At 73.0% G+C, this 18,366-nt stretch carries 14 protein-coding genes and 1 pseudogene; 10 read left to right on the top strand and 5 right to left on the bottom strand.

Going from position 1 to position 18,366, the window contains the following annotated elements:
- The first annotated feature begins 89 nt into the window (after nt 1-89).
- Nucleotides 90-1,796, top strand: coding sequence for a DUF885 domain-containing protein (locus ACQPZF_RS08900; RefSeq protein ID WP_433270133.1), 1,707 nt, complete (start codon nt 90-92; stop codon nt 1,794-1,796).
- A 97-nt stretch (nt 1,797-1,893) separates the two neighbouring features.
- Nucleotides 1,894-2,517 carry a CHAP domain-containing protein gene (locus ACQPZF_RS08905; protein WP_433270135.1) on the top strand — a complete coding sequence of 208 codons (624 nt, stop codon included), beginning with the start codon at nt 1,894-1,896 and terminating at the stop codon, nt 2,515-2,517.
- Nucleotide 2,518: 1 nt separating this feature from the next.
- Here ACQPZF_RS08905 and ACQPZF_RS08910 read toward each other — a convergent pair whose 3' ends face one another.
- Nucleotides 2,519-3,079: a GNAT family N-acetyltransferase gene (locus ACQPZF_RS08910; protein WP_433270137.1), complete on the bottom strand. Its 561-nt coding sequence runs from the start codon at nt 3,077-3,079 to the stop codon at nt 2,519-2,521.
- The gene (locus tag ACQPZF_RS08915) at nt 3,076-3,576 is read right to left on the bottom strand and encodes a YbaK/EbsC family protein (RefSeq protein ID WP_433270139.1); all 501 of its coding nucleotides are present in this window, start codon (nt 3,574-3,576) and stop codon (nt 3,076-3,078) included. Before ACQPZF_RS08915 ends, ACQPZF_RS08910 begins: the two co-directional genes overlap by 4 nt.
- A 181-nt stretch (nt 3,577-3,757) precedes the next feature.
- On the opposite strand from ACQPZF_RS08915, the gene ACQPZF_RS08920 reads away from it, so the two are divergent.
- Nucleotides 3,758-4,183 (top strand): SAV_6107 family HEPN domain-containing protein, encoded by a 426-nt coding sequence (locus ACQPZF_RS08920; protein ID WP_433270141.1) that lies wholly within the window; start codon nt 3,758-3,760, stop codon nt 4,181-4,183.
- Nucleotides 4,180-4,941 carry a maleylpyruvate isomerase family mycothiol-dependent enzyme gene (locus ACQPZF_RS08925; protein WP_433270143.1) on the top strand — a complete coding sequence of 254 codons (762 nt, stop codon included), beginning with the start codon at nt 4,180-4,182 and terminating at the stop codon, nt 4,939-4,941. The genes ACQPZF_RS08920 and ACQPZF_RS08925 overlap by 4 nt, the downstream gene beginning before the upstream one ends.
- Nucleotides 4,942-4,962: 21 nt before the next feature.
- Here the strand turns inward: ACQPZF_RS08925 and ACQPZF_RS08930 are convergent, their stop codons facing one another.
- A complete protein-coding gene (locus ACQPZF_RS08930) occupies nt 4,963-6,552 on the bottom strand; it encodes an alkaline phosphatase D family protein (protein ID WP_433270145.1) in 1,590 nt (529 codons plus the stop codon).
- Nucleotides 6,553-6,574: 22 nt separating this feature from the next.
- Here ACQPZF_RS08930 and ACQPZF_RS08935 point away from each other — a divergent pair, with 22 nt between their 5' ends.
- The 3 genes and pseudogenes from ACQPZF_RS08935 to ACQPZF_RS08945 all read left to right on the top strand — a co-directional run.
- Nucleotides 6,575-7,285 carry a VOC family protein gene (locus tag ACQPZF_RS08935; RefSeq protein WP_433270147.1) on the top strand — a complete coding sequence of 237 codons (711 nt, stop codon included), beginning with the start codon at nt 6,575-6,577 and terminating at the stop codon, nt 7,283-7,285.
- A 51-nt stretch (nt 7,286-7,336) separates the two neighbouring features.
- Nucleotides 7,337-7,744 (top strand): RidA family protein, encoded by a 408-nt coding sequence (locus ACQPZF_RS08940; protein ID WP_433270149.1) that lies wholly within the window; start codon nt 7,337-7,339, stop codon nt 7,742-7,744.
- 126 nt (nt 7,745-7,870) lie between these two features.
- Nucleotides 7,871-8,697, top strand: a pseudogene (locus tag ACQPZF_RS08945) (1-aminocyclopropane-1-carboxylate deaminase); the annotation flags it as partial.
- A gap of 190 nt (nt 8,698-8,887) precedes the next feature.
- Here ACQPZF_RS08945 and ACQPZF_RS08950 read toward each other — a convergent pair.
- Complete coding sequence (locus ACQPZF_RS08950; protein WP_433270151.1) at nt 8,888-13,453, bottom strand: ATP-dependent helicase; 4,566 nt, start codon at nt 13,451-13,453, stop codon at nt 8,888-8,890.
- A gap of 212 nt (nt 13,454-13,665) precedes the next feature.
- Between ACQPZF_RS08950 and ACQPZF_RS08955 the strand changes: the two genes are divergently transcribed.
- Both ACQPZF_RS08955 and ACQPZF_RS08960 read left to right on the top strand, forming a co-directional pair.
- On the top strand, nt 13,666-15,570 hold the full coding sequence (locus ACQPZF_RS08955) for an Hsp70 family protein (protein ID WP_433274488.1): 1,905 nt from the start codon (nt 13,666-13,668) through the stop codon (nt 15,568-15,570).
- Between the two features lie 54 nt (nt 15,571-15,624).
- Nucleotides 15,625-16,866: an MFS transporter gene (locus ACQPZF_RS08960; RefSeq protein WP_433270153.1), complete on the top strand. Its 1,242-nt coding sequence runs from the start codon at nt 15,625-15,627 to the stop codon at nt 16,864-16,866.
- A 123-nt stretch (nt 16,867-16,989) separates the two neighbouring features.
- Here ACQPZF_RS08960 and ACQPZF_RS08965 read toward each other — a convergent pair whose 3' ends face one another.
- The gene (locus tag ACQPZF_RS08965) at nt 16,990-17,829 is read right to left on the bottom strand and encodes a LysR family transcriptional regulator (RefSeq protein WP_433270155.1); all 840 of its coding nucleotides are present in this window, start codon (nt 17,827-17,829) and stop codon (nt 16,990-16,992) included.
- Nucleotides 17,830-17,900: 71 nt separating this feature from the next.
- Here ACQPZF_RS08965 and ACQPZF_RS08970 point away from each other — a divergent pair, with 71 nt between their 5' ends.
- Nucleotides 17,901-18,362: a cupin domain-containing protein gene (locus ACQPZF_RS08970; protein ID WP_433270157.1), complete on the top strand. Its 462-nt coding sequence runs from the start codon at nt 17,901-17,903 to the stop codon at nt 18,360-18,362.
- The last annotated feature ends 4 nt before the right edge of the window (nt 18,363-18,366 follow it).

An 18,366-nucleotide genomic window follows, 5' to 3' on the forward strand; every position in this document is an offset into this window, starting at 1 on the left:
GCCGGGTCAAAAGTTGACCGGCCGAGCACGGTCGTGAGCCTGGCTAAATACCTGTTGGAGGGACGTGACCCGAAGGTAACGTGCGGCTCATGTCCACCTCTGCGGCCGGCGTGCACGGCATCAGCAACCAGTTCGTAGCCGAATACGCGGCGGCCGACCCGTTGACGGCGACCTTCATCGGCACCCCCGGCTATGACGACAAGCTGACCGACTACTCGCCGGAGGGCCACCGCGCCCGCAGGGAACTGGCCGAGCGCGCCGTCGCCGGGATCACCGCAGCCGAGCCGGCCGACGAGTCCGAGGTCGCGGCCAAGTCGGTGTTCCTGGAGCGGGTGGGCCTGGACGTCGAGATCCACGAGGCCGGTCTGTGGGAGGGCGCGCTCAACGTCATCGCGGGGCCCGTGCAGAACCTGCGCGAGGTGTTCGACCTGATGCCGACCGACACCCCCGAGCAGTGGGCGACCATCGCCAAGCGGCTCGCGGCCATGCCGGAGGCGGTGGCGAACCTGCGCGCGGGCCTGTCCTACTCCGCCGACCAGGGCAAGGTCGCCGCGCTGCGGCAGGTCAGCCGGGTCGCGGAGCAGTGCGACACCTGGTCCGGCCGGTCGGGCGGCAAGTCCTTCTTCGCGTCGCTGGTCGCGAACGCCCCGGCGGACACCGCGCTGCGGACCGACCTGGAAGCGGGCGCGAAGGCCGCCGCCGAGGCGTACGCCGACCTGGCCGCGTTCCTGCGCGCCGACCTCGCGCCGAAGGCGCCGAAGAAGGACGCGGTCGGCGAGGACGTGTACCGGCTGTGGTCGCGGTACTTCACCGGCGCGCGGCTGGACCTCGCCGAGGCCTACGAGTGGGGCTGGGCCGAGTTCACCCGCATCGAGACCGAGATGAAGCAGGTGGCGAACCGGATCACCGGCGCCGGAGGCGGCAATCGGACAACCGCGGGGGCGACGCTCGCCGAGGCCGCCGCCGCGCTGGACGCCGACCCGCGCTACCTGGTGCACGGCCAGGACGGGCTCCAGTCGTGGATGCAGGAGCTGTCCGACAAGGCCCTGCTGGACGTCCGCGGCGTGCACTTCGAGCTGCCGGACGAGCTGATGGAGCTGGAGTGCCGGATCGCCCCGCCCGGCGGCGGCGTCGGCGCGTACTACACCGGCCCCACCCCGGACTTCTCCCGTCCCGGCCGGATGTGGTGGTCGGTGCCCGCGGACAAGACCGAGTTCTCCACCTGGCGCGAGGTCACCACCGTCTACCACGAGGGCGTGCCCGGCCACCACCTCCAGGTCGCCACCGCCGTCTACCAGGCGGAGAAGCTGAACAACTTCCAGCGGATGATGTGCTGGGTGTCCGGCTACGGCGAGGGCTGGGCCCTGTACGCCGAGCGGCTGATGCGCGAGCTGGGCTACCTGGAAGACGACGGCGACCTGCTCGGCATGCTGGACGCGCACCTGTTCCGCGCGGCCCGCGTGATCGTCGACATCGGCATGCACCTGGAGCTGGAGATCCCGAAGGGCACCGGCTTCCACGAGGGCGAGCGCTGGACGCCGGACCTGGGCCTGGAGTTCATGCTCACCCGCACCATCACCGACCCGGTGCACGTGCGCGACGAGATCGACCGCTACCTGGGCTGGCCCGGCCAGGCCCCGTCGTACAAGCTCGGCGAGCGGCTGTGGCTGGCGGCGCGGGACGACGCGCGCGCCCGGCATGGCGCGGCGTTCGACCTGAAGACGTTCCACAAGAACGCGCTGGAGATGGGCGCGATGGGCCTGGACACCCTGCGGGAGCGCCTCGCGGAACTGTGAACGGCCGAGCGGTGAACAGTGCCCCGGTGACTGCCTTTACGGCGTCGTCACCGGGGCTTCTGTTGCATATGCTGCGGGCACAAGGGGAGGGGGATGGATGGCCAGACGTCTGAGGAGGTCCGCGTCGGCTGTCGTCACGGTGGGCGCGCTGCTGTTCTGCACGGCTCCGGCGCAGGCCCAGGACGACATCGCGGACCCGGCCGAGTGGCGGGTGCGGCAGGAGATCGTGGACTACGCGTTCAGCCAGATCGGGGCGCGGGAGAACGGCGTGAACGGCTACCCGCAGCGGTACCAGGCCGTCGACCCGGCCGTGCGGCGTCCCGTCGAGTGGTGCGGCGTGTTCGTGAACTGGACGTGGACCAAGGCCGGCGTGCCGGACCGCCCGTCGATGCAGGCCGCGCTCGGCGCGCCCGCCGTCGACCAGGGGCACTGGGCGACCTACTGGCAGAAGTGGGGCCAGGCGAACGGCCGCTGGAAGCCGCTGGCGGATCAGGACGTGGAGATGGGCGACGCCATCGTCTACGGCACCTACCCGTCGATGGTCGCGCACGTCGGCGTCGTGGTGGAGGTCAACTACGACCGGTCCGGACGCAAGGCCACCCATGTGCGGACGGTCGAGGGCAACGTGAGCGACCGCGTCGTCTACACGAAGTGGCGCAAGCTCTCCGACCTGGACACGGGCGCGGGCCTCAAGGTGTCGGGGTTCGTGTCGCCGTTCTAGCTCAGTCCAGCGGCAGGGAGCGGCCGAGGACCGCGAACGGGCGCGGGTCGCCGGTGAACTGGTAGTGCCGCAGCACGTCGGCGAACCCCAGCCGCCGGTACAGCCGCCACGCCTTGCTGGGCCCTTCGGGCGTGGACAGCAGCACGCGCGACGTCGGCACGCCCGCCAGCAGGTCGCGCAGCAGGCCTTCGCCGATGCCCCGGCCCTGCGCGCGCGGCAGCACGTGCAGCTCGGTCAGCTCGAAGTAGTCGTGCATCCACTCCTCGACCGCGTTCGGCCCGGCGACCAGGGTCAGGCCGTGCCGCACCTGCTCGTGCCACCACTGGCCCACCGAGCCCCGGTAGCCGTAGCCGATGCCGACCAGCTCGTCCTCCTCGCCCAGCGCCACCACGCAGCGCCAGCCGTCGCGCAGCATGTGCGCCAACCACATCGGCGCGCGCTGCTCGGCCGTGCCGGGCGGGTAGTTCATCGCGCTGACGTAGAGCGCGAGCGCCTCGCCGAGCCGGGAGTTCAGCTCCCGGGAGGACAGCTCGACCAGCCGCTGCGACGGCGCGGCGGTCATCGCGCCACCTTCGCCGGGGTGCCGCCGGTGAGGTCCACCAGGCCCGCGTAGGTCGTCGGGAACACCGCGTGCGGGTGCCCGGCGGCGGCCCACACGACCTCGTACCGCTCCAGGTCGACGTCCACGAAGGTCTGGATCCGCGCGGGGTGGCCGATGGGGGAGACGCCGCCGATGACCTGGCCGGTGTGCTCGCGCACGAAGTCGGGCTTGGCGCGTTCGATCCGGTCGGCCCCGGCGAGTCCGGCCAGCAGACCGGTGTCCGCCCGGTGCGCGCCGGAGGTGAGCACCAGCAGCGGACTGGCCGCGCCGTCCCGGATCGCGGCGAACACGAGGCTGTTCGCGATGGCACCGACCGGCACGTTCACCGCTCGGGCGGCCTCGACGGCGGTGCGGACGGCGTCGGCCAGCACGCGGATCCCGTCCGCCGCCTCGTGGTGGCCCGCCTCGGACAGGGCCGCCGCCACCTTGCGGATGCCGGGGTGGTCAAGTGCGCTCACCTGTTCATAAGACCACGTCCGGTCGGGTTGAGGAGTGCCGGGTTCACGGGTTACGCTGACCAGGTTCGAACGTCTGTTCGAGCTATGCCTTGGTGGTGGGGCGGGGGAAGCGCCCCACCACCAAGTGCCGCCGTCTCCCCGCGGCGGTCGTCGCTGTCCCGACGCCGCGAGGAGGCCGCCGATGTCGACTTCGACCGACTTCCCCAGCACCCGACGGGTTCCGTTGCCCCTGCCGCCGACGTCGGCCGTCGGTCTGCTCGCCCAAGCCCGCGACTGCGTGCGCGAGGCCGAGCGCGAGACCGAGCCCGCCGACCGGTACGCGACCGCCTACCTGGGCGCCATGCGGGCCGCGGCGGCCGTCCTCGCCCTGCGTGGACGGCCCCACCGGGGGCGGGCCAAGCCGACCAGCGTGTGGGTGCTGCTGCCGGCCCTGGCGCCCGAACTGCGGGAGTGGGCGGCGTACTTCGCGTCCTGCTCGGCGGCCCGTGCGGCCGTGCAGGCGGGCATCACCCGGCAGGTGACCAGACGGAGTGCCGACGACCTGGTGCGCCAAGCGGCGCAGTTCACCGAGCTGGTCGACGAGATCATGTACGAGGACAGACTGTGAGCAGGGGACTGGCCGGCTACGGCAGGCTGATCGAGACCGTGGCGGCGGAAGCCGAGCTGCTGGCGGCGTCGGCGGAAGGGCAGCGCCCGGACCGCCAGGTGCCCGCGTGCCCGGGGCTGAACCTGGGCGAGACCGCGCGGCACGTGGGCAGCACGTACCGGATGGTGGCGGCGTGGGTCCGCGAGGGACGGCAGCCCGTCGGCTGGCAGCAGGACCCGGCGCACGGGCAGACGCTGTCGGACTACGTGCGGGCGGGCGTCGAGCCGCTGGTGGACGCCTTGTCCGAACGCGAGGCCGACGACCCGTGCGAGACGTGGTGGCCGGCGGAGCGGACCTGCGGCTTCTGGGCGCGCCGGCTCGCGCACGAGTCGACCGTGCACCGGATGGACGTGCAGTCGGCGGCCGGGCTGCCGCTGGACCCGGTGCCCGACGACGTGGCCGAGGACGGCGTGGACGAGGTGCTGACGCTGTGGCTCGGCCACCGCCTGGACGTGCTGGGCGTGCGGGGCACCCGGGAGGGCACGGTGGCGGTCCGCACCGGCCGCCGGGTGTGGATCGCCCGCACCGGACCCGAGCCGGCGACGTCGTGGCAGGCGTCGCCGGAGGAAGCCGAGTCGGCGGACGGCGACGTGACCGGCCCACCGATCCGCGTGTACCGGTGGCTGTGGGGCCGCATCCCGGACCGCGAGGTGGAGATGACGGGCGACCACGACGCCATCGCGCAGCTATGGGCGCTGCTGCGGCTGGCGACGAAGTGATCCCCGGCCCGGTTCGTCGCGCTACAAGGTGAGATCGGCGCTCTCCACCAGGCCGCCGTCCGGTGTGGCGGTCTCCAGGTGGTACCGGGCGGTGCGGCCGGTGATCTCCAGCACCGCCACCGAGTTGCCGAAGTGCGGGCCGCTGATCTTGGTCCAGGTGACCGGGTCGGGGGAGATGCCGGCGCGGTCGGCCCAGCGGCGCAGTGCCCGTGCCAGCGGCTTGGACCAGGACAGGCGGAAGATCGGGCGGAAGATCCACGGCGGGTCGTTGTGCACCGGCGAGCAGACCAGTTGCCGCACCTCGGACCGCGTCGGCTCGGCGAAGTCGACGCGGGCCGCGTAGCTGTGGTGGACGTCGCCGGACAGCACGCAGATGGTGCCCGGCGCGGCCGGGCCGGTGCCGATGCGGTGGATGAGGCGCGCCAGGCGCTCGAAGGACGCCCGGAACGCGGGCCAGTGCTCCAGGTCGCCCACCTGGCGCACCTTCTCGGCCACCCGGCCGCGTCGTCCGGGGCGGGCGGCGGCGCGTTCGTTGAGGGACTGGAAGTGGCTCAGCGCGTGCGGCATCAGCCACGGCAGCGACGAGCCGATCAGCAGGTGGTCGACGTCGCCCTCGGCGTTGCGCTCGATCCAGTCGAACTCCTCGTCGCCGACCATCAACCGCTCGGGGCCGTCCAGGATGCGTCCGCTGCGGGTGTCCACGACGAGCAGCCGCACCCGGCCGAAGTCGCGCCGGTAGCTCCACCGGGTCGGCTTGCGGCCGTCGACCTCCTGGTCGGCCTGCTCGCCGAAGTCCTCCAGCAGCGCCTGCACGTCGCCCCCGGCGGTCCGGACCTTCGCGAACAGCTCGTTCCGCGCGAGTTCGTCCGGCCCGAGGTTGCCCAGGTGCTGGTACACCCAGTACGACGCCAGCCCGGCGCGGATCCGCTCGCGCCACCACGGTGTGCGAGCCATCCGCACCCGCCACGCCCGCGAGGTGTTCCAGTCGTCCCGGATGTCGTGGTCGTCGAAGATCATGGACGTCGGCACGACGGACATCAGCCAGCGGATCTCCGGGTCGGCCCACGACTCGTGGTACAGCTCGGCGTACTCGCGGAACGACCCCACCTCGCCCACCGGCTCGGAGCCGCGCTCGGCCAGCCACCGCTTGATCCGGGGCGTCGGCTCGTCCGCGTAGACCTGGTCGCCGAGCAGCAGTAACGCGTCCGGCCACCGCTCCTCGGGCCAGTCCGCCATCCGCAGCGCGAACGCGTCCAGCGCGTCCGGCCCCAGCTTGTCGGGCGCCCGCTGGTCGGGCCCGCCCGCCTTGGCGGCCCGGCAGGAGCCGAACACGATCCTCCGCAGCTCGCCGGTGCGGATCCGCGGCGGCGGGAACGACGAGCCGGGCTCCGGCCACACGACCCGGTCGTCCAGCCGCACGTCGTAAGGCGTGCTGGTACCGGGTTCGAGCTTTTCGATGACGACCAGCGCGAAATGCTGCTCTCCCACCTGGAACGTCGCGGCACGGTGTCCCGCGACGGTCACCTCGCAAGCCGCGTCGGTCTCCACCCAGACGGTGGCCGACGTGGCGTCGACGTGTCGCAGTACCGGACCAAGCACCAGTTCGGCCATGCGGAGACGCTACCTTCGGATCATGGCTACCAGGTTGTACGACGTGGTCGTGGACGCCGCAGACCCGGTCGAGCTGGGTCGGTTCTGGTCGGCGCTGCTGGCGCAGCCGATCACGGGGGAGAGCGCGGACGAGGTGGACATGACGCTGTGTCCGGGCATGGGACTGGTGTTCGTGCCGGTGTCCGACCCGAAGGTGGTGAAGAACCGCCTGCACCTGGACCTGGCCTCGACTTCCGCGGAGCACCAGGCGGCGCTCGTCGCGCGGGCGCGTGAGCTGGGGGCCGAGCCGGTCGACCTCGGACAGGGCTCCGTGCCGTGGGTGGTGCTGGCCGATCCGGAGGGCAACGAGTTCTGCGTCCTGGAGCCGCGCGACGAGTACCTGGGCCTCGGCCCGGTGGCGGCGGTGGTGGTCGACGCGCTGGACCCGCGTGCGCAGGCGGCGTTCTGGTCGCGGGCGACGGGGCTGCCGGTGACCCGTGAGCACGCGGAGTACGCGTCGCTGCGCCAGGAGTCGGGCTGCTGGGTGGAGTTCGTCCGGGTCGACGAGGCGAAGACGGTGAAGAACCGGGTGCACTTGGACGTCGTGCCGCCTGCGGACGGGGATCTGCCCACCGAGGTGGTGCGCTTGGAGGCGCAGGGTGCGGTGCGCGCGGACGTGGGGCAGGGCGCCGTGTCGTGGGTGGTGCTGGCGGACCCGGAGGGCAACGAGTTCTGCGTGCTGACCCCGCGCTGAGATCTATTTTGGAGAACGCGAGCCCACGGGCTCTCATGACGAGGAGTTGGCATGGCCATCACGCTGGTGAACCCCGAAGGACTGCCGAAGGTCGACGCCTACCGGCAGGTCTCGGTCGCCACCGGGTCGAAACTGGTCTTCATCGCCGGTCAGGTCGCCTGGGATGCCGAGGGGACCACGGTCGGCGTCGGGGACCTCGCCGCCCAGGTGGAGCAGTGCTACCTCAACATCGGCACCGCCCTGGCCGGGGTCGGCGGCTCCTTCGACGACGTGGCGAAGATGACCGTCTACATCGTGGACTGGACCCCCGACAAGATGCCCCTGTTCCTGGAAGGCGCCGCTCGGGCGGCCGAGAAGCTGGGCGTCACCCCGGTCCCGCCGGGCACGCTGCTGGGTGTCGCGGCGCTGGCTTTCCCCGACCACCTGGTGGAGGTGGAGGCCACGGCGGTCCTCGACTGAACCGGGTTCGAATGCCCGGTAGTCCGAAGATCCGGGATGCGGAGGCTTTGGTCGTCCTAGGGGCTCGTCGCCTGGCACGGTCGTGCGAGCGCCCGATGACCACGGTTTCCCCGTTGTCGGAGAACTGTGGTGGCGGACGCGTTGGCGACCGGGTGCGACACGTTGGTGTCGATCGGTGGCGTGCAGTCGAACCACACCCGCCAGGTCGCCGCCGCGGCGGCGCGGGCCGGGTTGAAGTGCGTGCTGGTGCAGGAGAGCTGGGTCGACTGGCCGGACGCCGGCTACGACCGGGTGGGCAACATCCTGCTCAGCCGGCTGATGGGCGCGGACGTGCGGCTGGTGGAGGCGGGCTTCGGCATCGGCGTGAAACCCGCCTGGGAGCAGGCGATCGAGGACGTCCGCGCGGCCGGCGGCAGGCCGTACCCGATTCCGGCGGGCGCGTCGGACCACCGGCTGGGCGGTCTCGGGTTCGCCGGGTGGGCGGTCGAGGTGGCACGGCAGGAAGCCGAACTCGGCGTCCGGTTCGACACCGTCGTGGTCTGCTCGGTGACCGGCAGCACCCAGGCCGGGATGGTCGCCGGGTTCGCGGGCAGCGGGCGGCGGGTCATCGGCATCGACGCCTCGGCCGAACCGGCCGACACCCGCGACCAGATCACCCGCATCGCGCGGCAGACCGCGCTGCTGCTGGAGGTCGAGGTGCAGGCCACCGACGGGTGCTCGACGAGCGTTTCCACGAAGGCACCTACGGCGTGCCGGGCGAGTCCACTGTGGACTCAATGAAGCTCGGCGCCCGCCTCGAAGGCATGATCACCGACCCGGTGTACGAGGGGAAGTCGTTGGCGGGCTTGGTGGAACTGATGTCCTCCGGCGAAATCCCCCGCGACTCGACCGTCCTGTACGCACACCTCGGCGGGCAGCCCGCGCTCAACGCCTACAGCAGCCTGTTCCACTGATGGCCGGTGGCCGCCGTCGGCAGGGCTGTGCGTCGACGGCGGCTGTGGCGTCGACGGCGGCTGTGGCGTTGGCGAGTGGCTGTGGCGTTGACGGGGCGGCTTCGGCTTCGAGCGCCGCCCCGGCCGGCGGCGGGTTCGGTTCGGGCCGCGTGGTGCCGCTCCGTCAGGTGCTTCGGCGCGGGATGTCGGGTCAGGCGCGCAGTCGCAAGCCCTTCGGGGTGGCGCGGAAGCCTGCATCCTGGAGGATGCCCGCCAGCCTGGAGCCCAGTGCCACCTCCCCGTCCGCCCGTTGCACGGCCAACTGCCCCAGCCAGCCGTCGCGCACCGCACGGCTCAACGCCTGCGCGGCGGCGTGCAGGACCTCGTCCTCCTCGCTGAACGACAGCAGTGACCGGCCGCCGCGTTCCACGTACAGCGCCGCCACGCCGTCCACCAGCACGGTCAGCGCGCCGGACTTGCGCCCCGGTCGGTGTTTGCCCTCGCCCAGCGGGTCGGGCCAGGGCAGGGCCGCGCCGTACGGCTGTGCCGGGTCGGCGGCGGCCAGCACCACCGCCTCCGGTGTGCCGACGTGGTCCTGGCCGGGCGGCCGGGACAGGGCGCGCAGCCGGTCGACCGCGCCGCGGGCCGCGAACTGCGCCGCGCCCAGGCCCTCGACCACGTAACCGCGCACGACCTGGCCGGACTCCTCCATCGCCCGCAGCACCCGGTACACGCCGCTGAACCCGCCGGTCACCCGTTCGGTGTCCAGCGCGCCCCTGGTCAGCACGCCGTGCCGTTCCAGGAACGCCTCCGCCCTGGCGTGCGCCCGCCGGGTCGGGTCGGACGCGGGCACCACCGCCAGCGACCAGCGGCCGGCCACGGTCGGCGGGCCGGTGCGGCTGGGCATGTCGGGCCGGCCGGTCCGCATCCGCGCGTACCGGCCGCGCGGCGCGGTGCGGCGTGGTTTGTGCGCGGCGCCGCCGCCGGAGACCAGCGCGCGCAGCGGCGACAGCGTGTCGTTCGTGACCACGCCCGCCCACACCAGGTCCCACAGCGCGCCCACGACCTCGCCGTCGGTGGTCGGGCCTTGCAGCGACACGCGGTCGACTAGCTGCCGGAAGAACAGCGCCCCGCCCGCCAACGCCTCCACCACGGCGGTGTGCAGCGACGAGTCCGGCATCGCCTCCGGCACCAGGTCGGGCAGCAGCAGGTCGGCCACGTCCGTCGGCGCCAACGCGATCCAGCCGTCGCCGCCCGCCAGCGAGCCGCAGCCGGTCCACGTCACCTCGCCGGACGCGGTCAGCTCGTCCAGCAGCCCCTGGTGGTAGCCGGGCAGCCGCGCGGGCAGCACCAGCGACTCCACGGCGCTCGCGGGCAGCGGCGCGCCCGCGAGCTGCTCGACCACCGAGTACACGTCGTCCACGGTCGGCGCGCCGCGCAGCCGCCGGCCCACGCCGTGCCAACTAGGCAGGAAGCGGCCCAGCGCGGCCGGTTCGACCGGCTCCACCTCGGCCCGCAGCCGGGCCAGCGACGCCCGCCGCAGCCGGCGCAGCACCTCGGCGTCGCAGTACTCGGTGTGGGTGCCGCCGGGACGCAGCTCGCCGCGCACCAGCCGACCGGTGCCCGCCATGCGTTCCAGCACGCCGGTGACGACCGCGACGCCGAGCCCGAACCGCGCCGCCGCCTCGATCGCCGGGAACGGCCCGTGCGTCCGCGCGTAACGGGACAGCAGGTCGCCCAGCGGATCCGCCACCGGCTCGGTGAACGCCTCCGGCACGCCCACCGGCAGCGCCACGCCCAGCGCGTCCCGCACCCGGCCCGCGTCCTCGATCCCGAGCACCCGGTCCTCGCCCGCGATCCGCACCCGGATCGCCCGCCGCTGCGCCACCAGCTCGGTCAGCCACTCCGGTCGGATGCCCCGCTCCAGGGCCTCCGCCTCGGACAGGTCGCCCAGGAACCGCAGCAGGTCGGCCGCGCCCTCGACGTCCCGCGCGTGCCGGTCCGGGGTCAGCCGCTGGAGAGCGCGTTCGACCTCCTCGACCACCTCCGGGTCGAGCAGCTCCCGGATCGCCTCCGAGCCCAGCAACTCCGCCAGCAGCGCCGAGTCCAGCGACAGCGCCGCCGCCCGCCGCTCCGCCAGCGGCGCGTCCGCCTCGTACAGGAACATCCCGACGTACCCGAACAGCAGGCTCCGCGCGAACGGCGACGGACCCGGTGTCTCGACGTCCACCACCCGCACCCGGCGGGCCCGCACGTCGGTCATCAGCTCACGCAGGCCGGGCACGTCGTACACGTCCTGGAGGACCTCGCGCATCGCCTCCAGCACCACCGGGAAGCTCTCGTACTTCGCCGCCACGGACAGCAGTTGCGCCGCCCGCTGCCGCTGCTGCCACAGCGGTGTCCGGCGCTTCGGGTCACGCCGGGGCAGCAGCAGGGACCGCGCCGCGCACTCCCGGAACCGGGCCGCGAACAACGCCGACCCGCCCACCTCGGCGACCACGACCTGCTCGACCTCCTCCGGGTCCAGCAGCACGTCCTCCGCGCCCGCCACCACCTGCGCGCCGTCCAGGTCGACCGCGTCCGGCAGCCGCACCACGATCCCGTCGTCGGAGTGCGCCGCCTGCACCTCGATGCCGCGCCGCTCCCGCAGCCGGGCCGCGATCGCCAGCGCCCACGGCGCGTTCACCTGCGCCCCGAACGGCGAGTGCACCACCAGCCGCCAGTCGCCCAGCTCGTCCCGGAACCGCTCCACCAGCACGGTGCGGTCGTTGGGCACGTGCCGCGTCGCCTCCCGCTGCTCGCCCAGGTACGCCAGCAGGTTCGACGTCGCCCACGCGTCCAGCCCCGCGTCCGCGGCCCGGCGCACCGCGTCCTCGTGGTCCATGGTGGACACCTCGCGGAGGAACTTCCCCAGCGCCCGCCCCAGCTCCAGCGGGCGCCCCGGCGCGTCGCCCTTCCAGAACGGCATCCGCGCGGGCTGGCCGGGCGCGGGCACCACGATCACCCGGTCGTGCGTGATGTCCTCCACCCGCCACGACGAGGTGCCCAGCAGGAACGTGTCGCCCACCCGCGACTCGTAGACCATCTCCTCGTCCAGCTCGCCCACCCGCGAGCCGGGACCGCGCTCCGACGGCGGTGTCATCACCGCGAACAAACCCCGGTCCGGGATGGTGCCGCCGGAGGTCACCGCCAGCCGCTGCGACCCCGGCCGGCCGCGCAGCTCGCCGTTGACCCGGTCCCACGTGATCCGGGGCCGCAGCTCGCCGAACTCCTCACTCGGGTACCGGCCCGCCAGCATGTCCAGCACCGCCTGCAACGCCGACTCCGGCAGCGCGGCGAACGGCGCGGCCCGCCGCACCAGCCCGGCCAGCGCCTCCACCGTCCACGGCTCCATCGCCACCATCGCGACGACGTGCTGCGCCAGCACGTCCAGCGGGTTGCGCGGGTACCGGACGGCCTCGATCGCGCCGTCCCGCATCCGCTCCGCGACCACCGCGCAGGACACCAGGTCGCCCCGGAACTTCGGGAACATCACCCCACGCGACACCGCGCCCACCTGGTGCCCGGCCCGGCCGACGCGCTGCAGCCCGGACGCCACCGTCGGCGGGGCCTCCACCTGCACCACCAGGTCGACCGCGCCCATGTCGATGCCCAGCTCCAGCGACGACGTCGCCACCACGCACGGCAGCCGCCCGGACTTCAGCTCCTCCTCCACCGCGGTCCGCTGCTCGCGCGACATGGAGCCGTGGTGCGCGCGGGCGATGGTCGCCGTCCGCTGGGTGGTGAGCCCCGACTGCCCGATCGCCTCCGCCGGGAACCGCTCCATCTCGGCGGCCTCCTCGGCCAGCTCGTTGAGCCGGGCGGTGAGCCGCTCGGCCAGCCGGCGCGAGTTGGCGAACACGATCGTGGACCGGTGCTCCCGGACCAGTTCGAGCACCCGCCGCTCCACCGACGGCCAGATCGAGGACCGCTGCTCCGCGCCGGAAGCCGACCCGGACACCTCGCCGGTCGGCTCGCCGAGCACGGACATGTCCTCGACCGGGACCTCGACCTGCACCTCGATGGTCTTCGCGGTCTTGGGCTGCACGACCTTCACCGGACGCCCGCCGGCCAGGAACGCGCTCACCTCGTCGACCGGCCGGACCGTCGCGGACAGCCCGATCCGCTGGGCGTGGCGCGGACGTCCCGCGGACCCGCTGTCGAGCAGCGAATCCAGCCGTTCGAGGGACAGCGCGAGGTGCGCCCCCCGCTTGGTGCCCGCGACCGCGTGCACCTCGTCCACGATCACCGTCTCCACGCCGCGCAGCGACTCGCGCGCCGACGACGTGAGGATGAGGAACAGCGACTCCGGGGTGGTGACCAGCACGTCCGGCGGCCTGCGGACGAACGCCCGCCGGTCCTCCGCCGGGGTGTCGCCGGTCCGCATGCCCACCGTGATCTGCGGTTCCGGCAGCGACAGCCGGTGGGCGGCCTGCCGGATGCCCGCCAGGGGCGCGCGGAGGTTCCGCTCCACGTCCACTGCCAGGGCTTTCAGCGGGGAGACGTAGAGCACCCGGCAGCGGTGCCGGGGATCGTCCGGAAGGGGCTCCGACGCCAGCCGGTCCAGCGCCCAGAGGAACGCGGCCAGGGTCTTGCCCGAACCGGTGGGCGCGATGACGAGGGCGTGCTCGCCCGCGGACGCCGCCTCCCACGCGCCGGCCTGCGCCGCCGTGGGCGCGGCGAAGGCCCCGGCGAACCACTGCCGGGTCGCGGGGGAGAAAGCTGCCATGGCGTCCATGCATTCATAGTGGACCAGGGGTACGACAGTGTTGGATGGCCGCTGCTTCGCAGGCGGCGGGCTCGGTCGCCGGGGAGTCGGCGGCTCGTGCCTGATTTCTCCTCGATCGAAAAGCGTGATCGAGGAGAAATGAGTCACGAACCACCGACGCGACCTCGCGGGTCAGGGGGCTGTGACAGGATCAGCGCGGTTCGGAGAGTTAAGGGGTGGCTGTGCGCGTCCTGTCCGTTGACCTGGGCACTTCCAACACTGTGGCGGTGCTTGCCGCGCATGGTCGGCCGCCTCGGGTTGTCGAGGTGGACGGGTCCGCCACGATGCCTTCCGCCGTGTACTGCGAAGAGGACGGCTCGCTGGTCGTCGGTCGGGATGCCGAGCGGCGTGCCCGGCTCGACCCGTCGCGGTTCGAGCCGAATCCCAAGCGCCGGGTGGACGACGGCGCTCTGCTGCTCGGCGACAACGTCGTGCCGGTGACCGACGCGCTGGCCGCCGTGTTGCGCCGCGTGCTGGAGGAGACCACCCGCCAGCTCGGCGGCGAGCCGGTGGACGAGGTCCGCCTCACCCACCCCGCCCAGTGGGGTCCGACCCGCCGCAACGTGCTGCTGTCCGCCGCCCGGCTCGCGGGTGTGACCACGGACATCGTGCTGGTCCCCGAGCCTGTCGCAGCCGCGTCGCACTACGCGTCGCTGTCGGTGGGCCAGGCGCTGGCCGTGTACGACCTCGGCGCGGGCACGTTCGACGTGGCGATCGTCGGCGCGACGCAGAACGGCTTCACCGTGCTCGCCGAAGACGGCTTGCAGGACCTGGGCGGCCTGGACGTGGACCAGGCGCTGCTGGAGCACGTCGGGCGCCAGGTGTCGCACCGCGACCCGGCGACCTGGCAGCGGCTGCTGCGCCCCGAGTCGACGGCCGACCGCCGGGCCCGGCGCGCGTTGCAGGAGGACGTGAAGGCGGCCAAGGAGTCGCTGTCCCGGCACGCGCACACCGAGGTTCCGATGCCGGAGCCGTTCGAAGACGTGCTGGTCAACCGCTCGGACCTGGAGGCGCTGGTCCGTCCGAGCATGCTGCGCAGCGTGGAGCTGCTGGCGTCCACGATCCGCTCCACGGGCCTCGCGCCCAACCAGCTCGCGGGCATCTACCTGGTCGGCGGGTCGAGCCGGATTCCGCTGGTGGCGACCATGATCGCCGAGCAGGTGCGGGTGGTGCCGACCAGTCTGGACCAGCCGGAGACGGCGGTGGCGCTGGGCGCGCACCACGTGCCCAAGGACGGCGTGACGCCGCGCACCAAGGAGCCGGTGAAGGCCTCCAACGAGCCGCCGACGGTCGTCACCAAGCCGGTGACCGGGCCGAATCCGGTCCAGAACCCCGCCGTGAGCGGCGCGTACCAGGTCAACCCTGCGGTCAGTGGGCCGTATCAGGTGAACAATCCCGCGATGAGCGGGCCGTATCAGGTGAACAACCCGGCGGTCAGCGGGCCGTACCAGGTGAACTACCCGCAGACCGGGCCGCAGCAGTTCAACTTCCCGAGCGTCACCCCGCGCACCCAGCAACCCCCGACGAAGAAGCAGCCCAACAAGAACCTGCTCATCGCGGTCGGCGCGGCCGTCGTGCTCGTGCTGGCCGTGGCGGGCGGCATCTTCGCGTTCGGCGGCTCGGGGGTGCCCAGCGCGCAGGACTGCAAGAACGACACCGAGAAGGACGCCCAGGGCTTCACGCAGTGCCTGCGCCAGCTCGCGGGCAAGGTGCCGGACGGCAACACCTGCAAGGCGGGCGGCTCGGCCGGTGTGTCGGGCATCAGCGCCATCAAGGGCACCGTGGTGAGCTGCGCGGTCAAGGACGACTACTCCGTCCAGTACATCCTCACCGAGACCGTCACGGGCGCGCAGCAGGGCGCGGACGCGGTGGTGCGCTCGCTCAAGACGGACATGGTCGAGGCGGAGTGGGCCGGCAACGGCTTCAAGGGCAAGTACCGCGCCGCCGCGGACGGCGGGGTGGGGCTGCTCGTGTTCACCGCCGACGAACGTCCGCTGCTGGGCATCGTGACCAAGAGCGGTGGCGGCGACCTGACCGCCGACGCGGTCGCGGATTTCTTCGAAAACGCTGTTCAGCCGGGTACCTGACTCTGACTCTTACGGAGGCTGTGCGGGGCACCCCGCCCTGGCACGATCATGATCATGACCGCCGTCGAAGTGGTGCAGCGCAGGGTGCTCCGCGTGCTCGGGGCCACCCAGGTGCTGGGCGCGGCGGGCGTGACCATCGGCCTGGCGGTCTCCACCCTGATCGCGGCGGCGCTGTCCGACTCGGACGCCGTGGGCGGGCTCGCGCAGACCAGCGCGGTGCTCGGCGCGGCGGTGTTCGCCCTGCCCGCCGCACGGCTCGCCGCGCGGAAGGGACGCCGTCCGGCGCTCATCCTCGGGTACGGCGCGGGCACGGTCGGCGCACTGGCCGCGGCGTGCGCCGTGGTGCTCGGCTCGTGGCACGTGCTGCTGGTCGCACTGGTCCTGTTCGGGGCCGCGAGCAGCGCGAACCTCGCCGCGCGCTACGCCGGGACGGACCTGGCGCACCCGCAGCGGCGGGCACGTTCGCTGGCCATCGTGGTCTGGGCGGCGACGATCGGCGCGGTCGCCGGGCCGAACCTGGCCGACCCGGCCGGACAGGCCGCCGAGCGGCTCGGCCTGCCGGTGGGCGCGGGGCCGTACCTGCTGTCGGCGGTGCTGTTCGGGCTGGCCGCGCTGGTCGTGCTGCGGTACCTGCGGCCGGACCCGTTGACCGTCGCGCAGTCGGCCGCCCCCGTGGCGCCCGCGCACTGCGCCGGGGGAGTGGGCGACACACGCGGCTCCGGCGCGGTGTGGCGCGCGCTGCCGGGCACCGGGAAGCTCGCGCTGGGCGGCATCACGCTGTGCCACACGGCGATGGTGGGGCTCATGTCGATGACCCCGGTGCACATGGACCACGCAGGGGCGTCGCTGCGGGTCGTGGGTGTCGTGATCAGCCTGCACGTGGCCTCGATGTACGCGGCCAGCCCGCTGTTCGGGTGGATGGCCGACCGGCTGGGCCGGGTGCCCGTGCTGGCCATCGGCGCGGCGCTGGTGGTGGCCGCGTCCGGCGTCGCGGGCATGGCGACCTCGCACGACGCGCCGCAGCTCGCGGTCGGTCTGGCGCTCCTGGGTTTCGGCTGGTCGGCGGGTCTGGTGTCGGGGTCCGCGCTGCTCACCGAGTCGGTCGCGACGGCGGACCGGCCGGCCGCGCAGGGCCTGTCGGACCTGTGCATGAACATCGGCGGCGCGGTCGGCGGTGTCGCGGCGGGCGTCGTGGTGACGGCGTGGTCTTACGCCGTGCTGGGGCTGCTCGTGGGGTTCACGGCGTTGCCGCTGCTCGTGGTGTGCCTGTTCACGTCGTTGCAGCGGGTGCGCTGATCAGCGCTTGCGGTGGTACCACCAGGCGCGGATGCCGACCACGAGCGCGGCGACCAGCCCGGCGATGATCACGACCTGGCCGAGCGGCGACGACAGGCCTGTTGGGTCATCCATGGTCCGAGGTTAGCGCGCGGCGGCGGCGAACTCGCGGACACGACTGGTCTCGCCCGCCGTGCGCCACACCATGCCCCAGACGACCTCCGGCGCGTCGCGCAGCGGCAGGAACGCGATCCTGGGGCGGGCGAAGTAGCCGGCCGCGTGCGCGCCCAGCGGACACACGCCCTCGCCGTCCGCGATCGCCGTCATGAGTTCCTGGAACGTCGTAAGGGCACGTCCGCGCTCGACAGGGCGGCCCAGAGGTGTCGTGTCCCGCCAGTAGGCGGCGCGGAAGACCGTGTCGCGGGCCAGGTCCTCCATCGTCACGTGGTCCTGCCTGGTGAACGGGTGTGTGTCGGCCACGGCCAGCACCATCGGCTCGCAGAACACCGCCGGACCGGTCGTCAGGTCCGGCTCGTCCACCGGGAACAGCGTCACCAGCACGTCCACCTCGTCGTCCCGGAGCAGCGCGAACGGGTCCACGAAGCCGGCTTCCCGGACCCGCAGCTCGCTGCCCGGGTGACGGGTCCGGTAGCGGGCCAGGACGTCCGGGATGAGGTCCGCGACGGCCGGGGCTTCGAAGCCGACCCGGAGCAAGCCCATGCCCCGACCTGCGGCGATGGCTCGTTCCACGCCTTCCACGATGCGCTGGTAGGCCGGAGCGATGTCGTCCTTGAGCCGCCGCCCGATGGGCGTGAGGGCGACTCGGCGGCTGGTGCGCTCGAACAGGGGCGCGCCGATGCGGCGTTCCAGTTGCTTGACGGTCTGGCTGACGCGGGCCTGCGACACGTGGAGGCGTTCGGCGGTGCGGCTGAAGTGCAACTCCTCGGCCAAGGTCAGGAAAATCTCGATGTCCCGCCGTTCCATAACGCACAGGTTATCGTTCGATACGATCTCCGCCGTTGTTGGGCGTGTCGAATCCGGCGATCGTCTTACTCATGGAAAACACGCTGCTCGTGCGGGCCGAGAAGGCCGAGAAGCTCACCGCCGACCCCACCGCCGTCGTCACCCTGCTCGCCGACCTGGACGGGCTGACCAGCAACCGCTCCACGTTCCTGGACGGCGCGAACGGCGCTCCGCCGCACTTCCACACCCGTGCGTCGGAACTGTTCTTCGTGCTCGACGGGACCTTGCAGGTGCTGCTCGACCAGGACGTGATCACGCTGGAGCGCGGCGACTTCCTCGTGGTGCCGCCCCGCGTGCCGCACGCGTTCGGCGCGCTGAAGGGCGCGGACGCCGACGTCCTGTTCGTCTTCACGCCCGGCATGGGCCGGTTCGACTACTACCGCCTGCTGGACCGGGTGCAGCGCGGCCTCGCCGACCCGGCGGAGATCGGCGCGTCGCAGGACCTCTACGACAACCACTACGTCGACAGCCCGGCCTGGAAAGCGGCGCGCTAGCCTG

Source organism: Actinosynnema sp. CS-041913, from assembly GCF_050942485.1.
Taxonomy (GTDB): Bacteria; Actinomycetota; Actinomycetes; order Mycobacteriales; family Pseudonocardiaceae; genus Actinosynnema.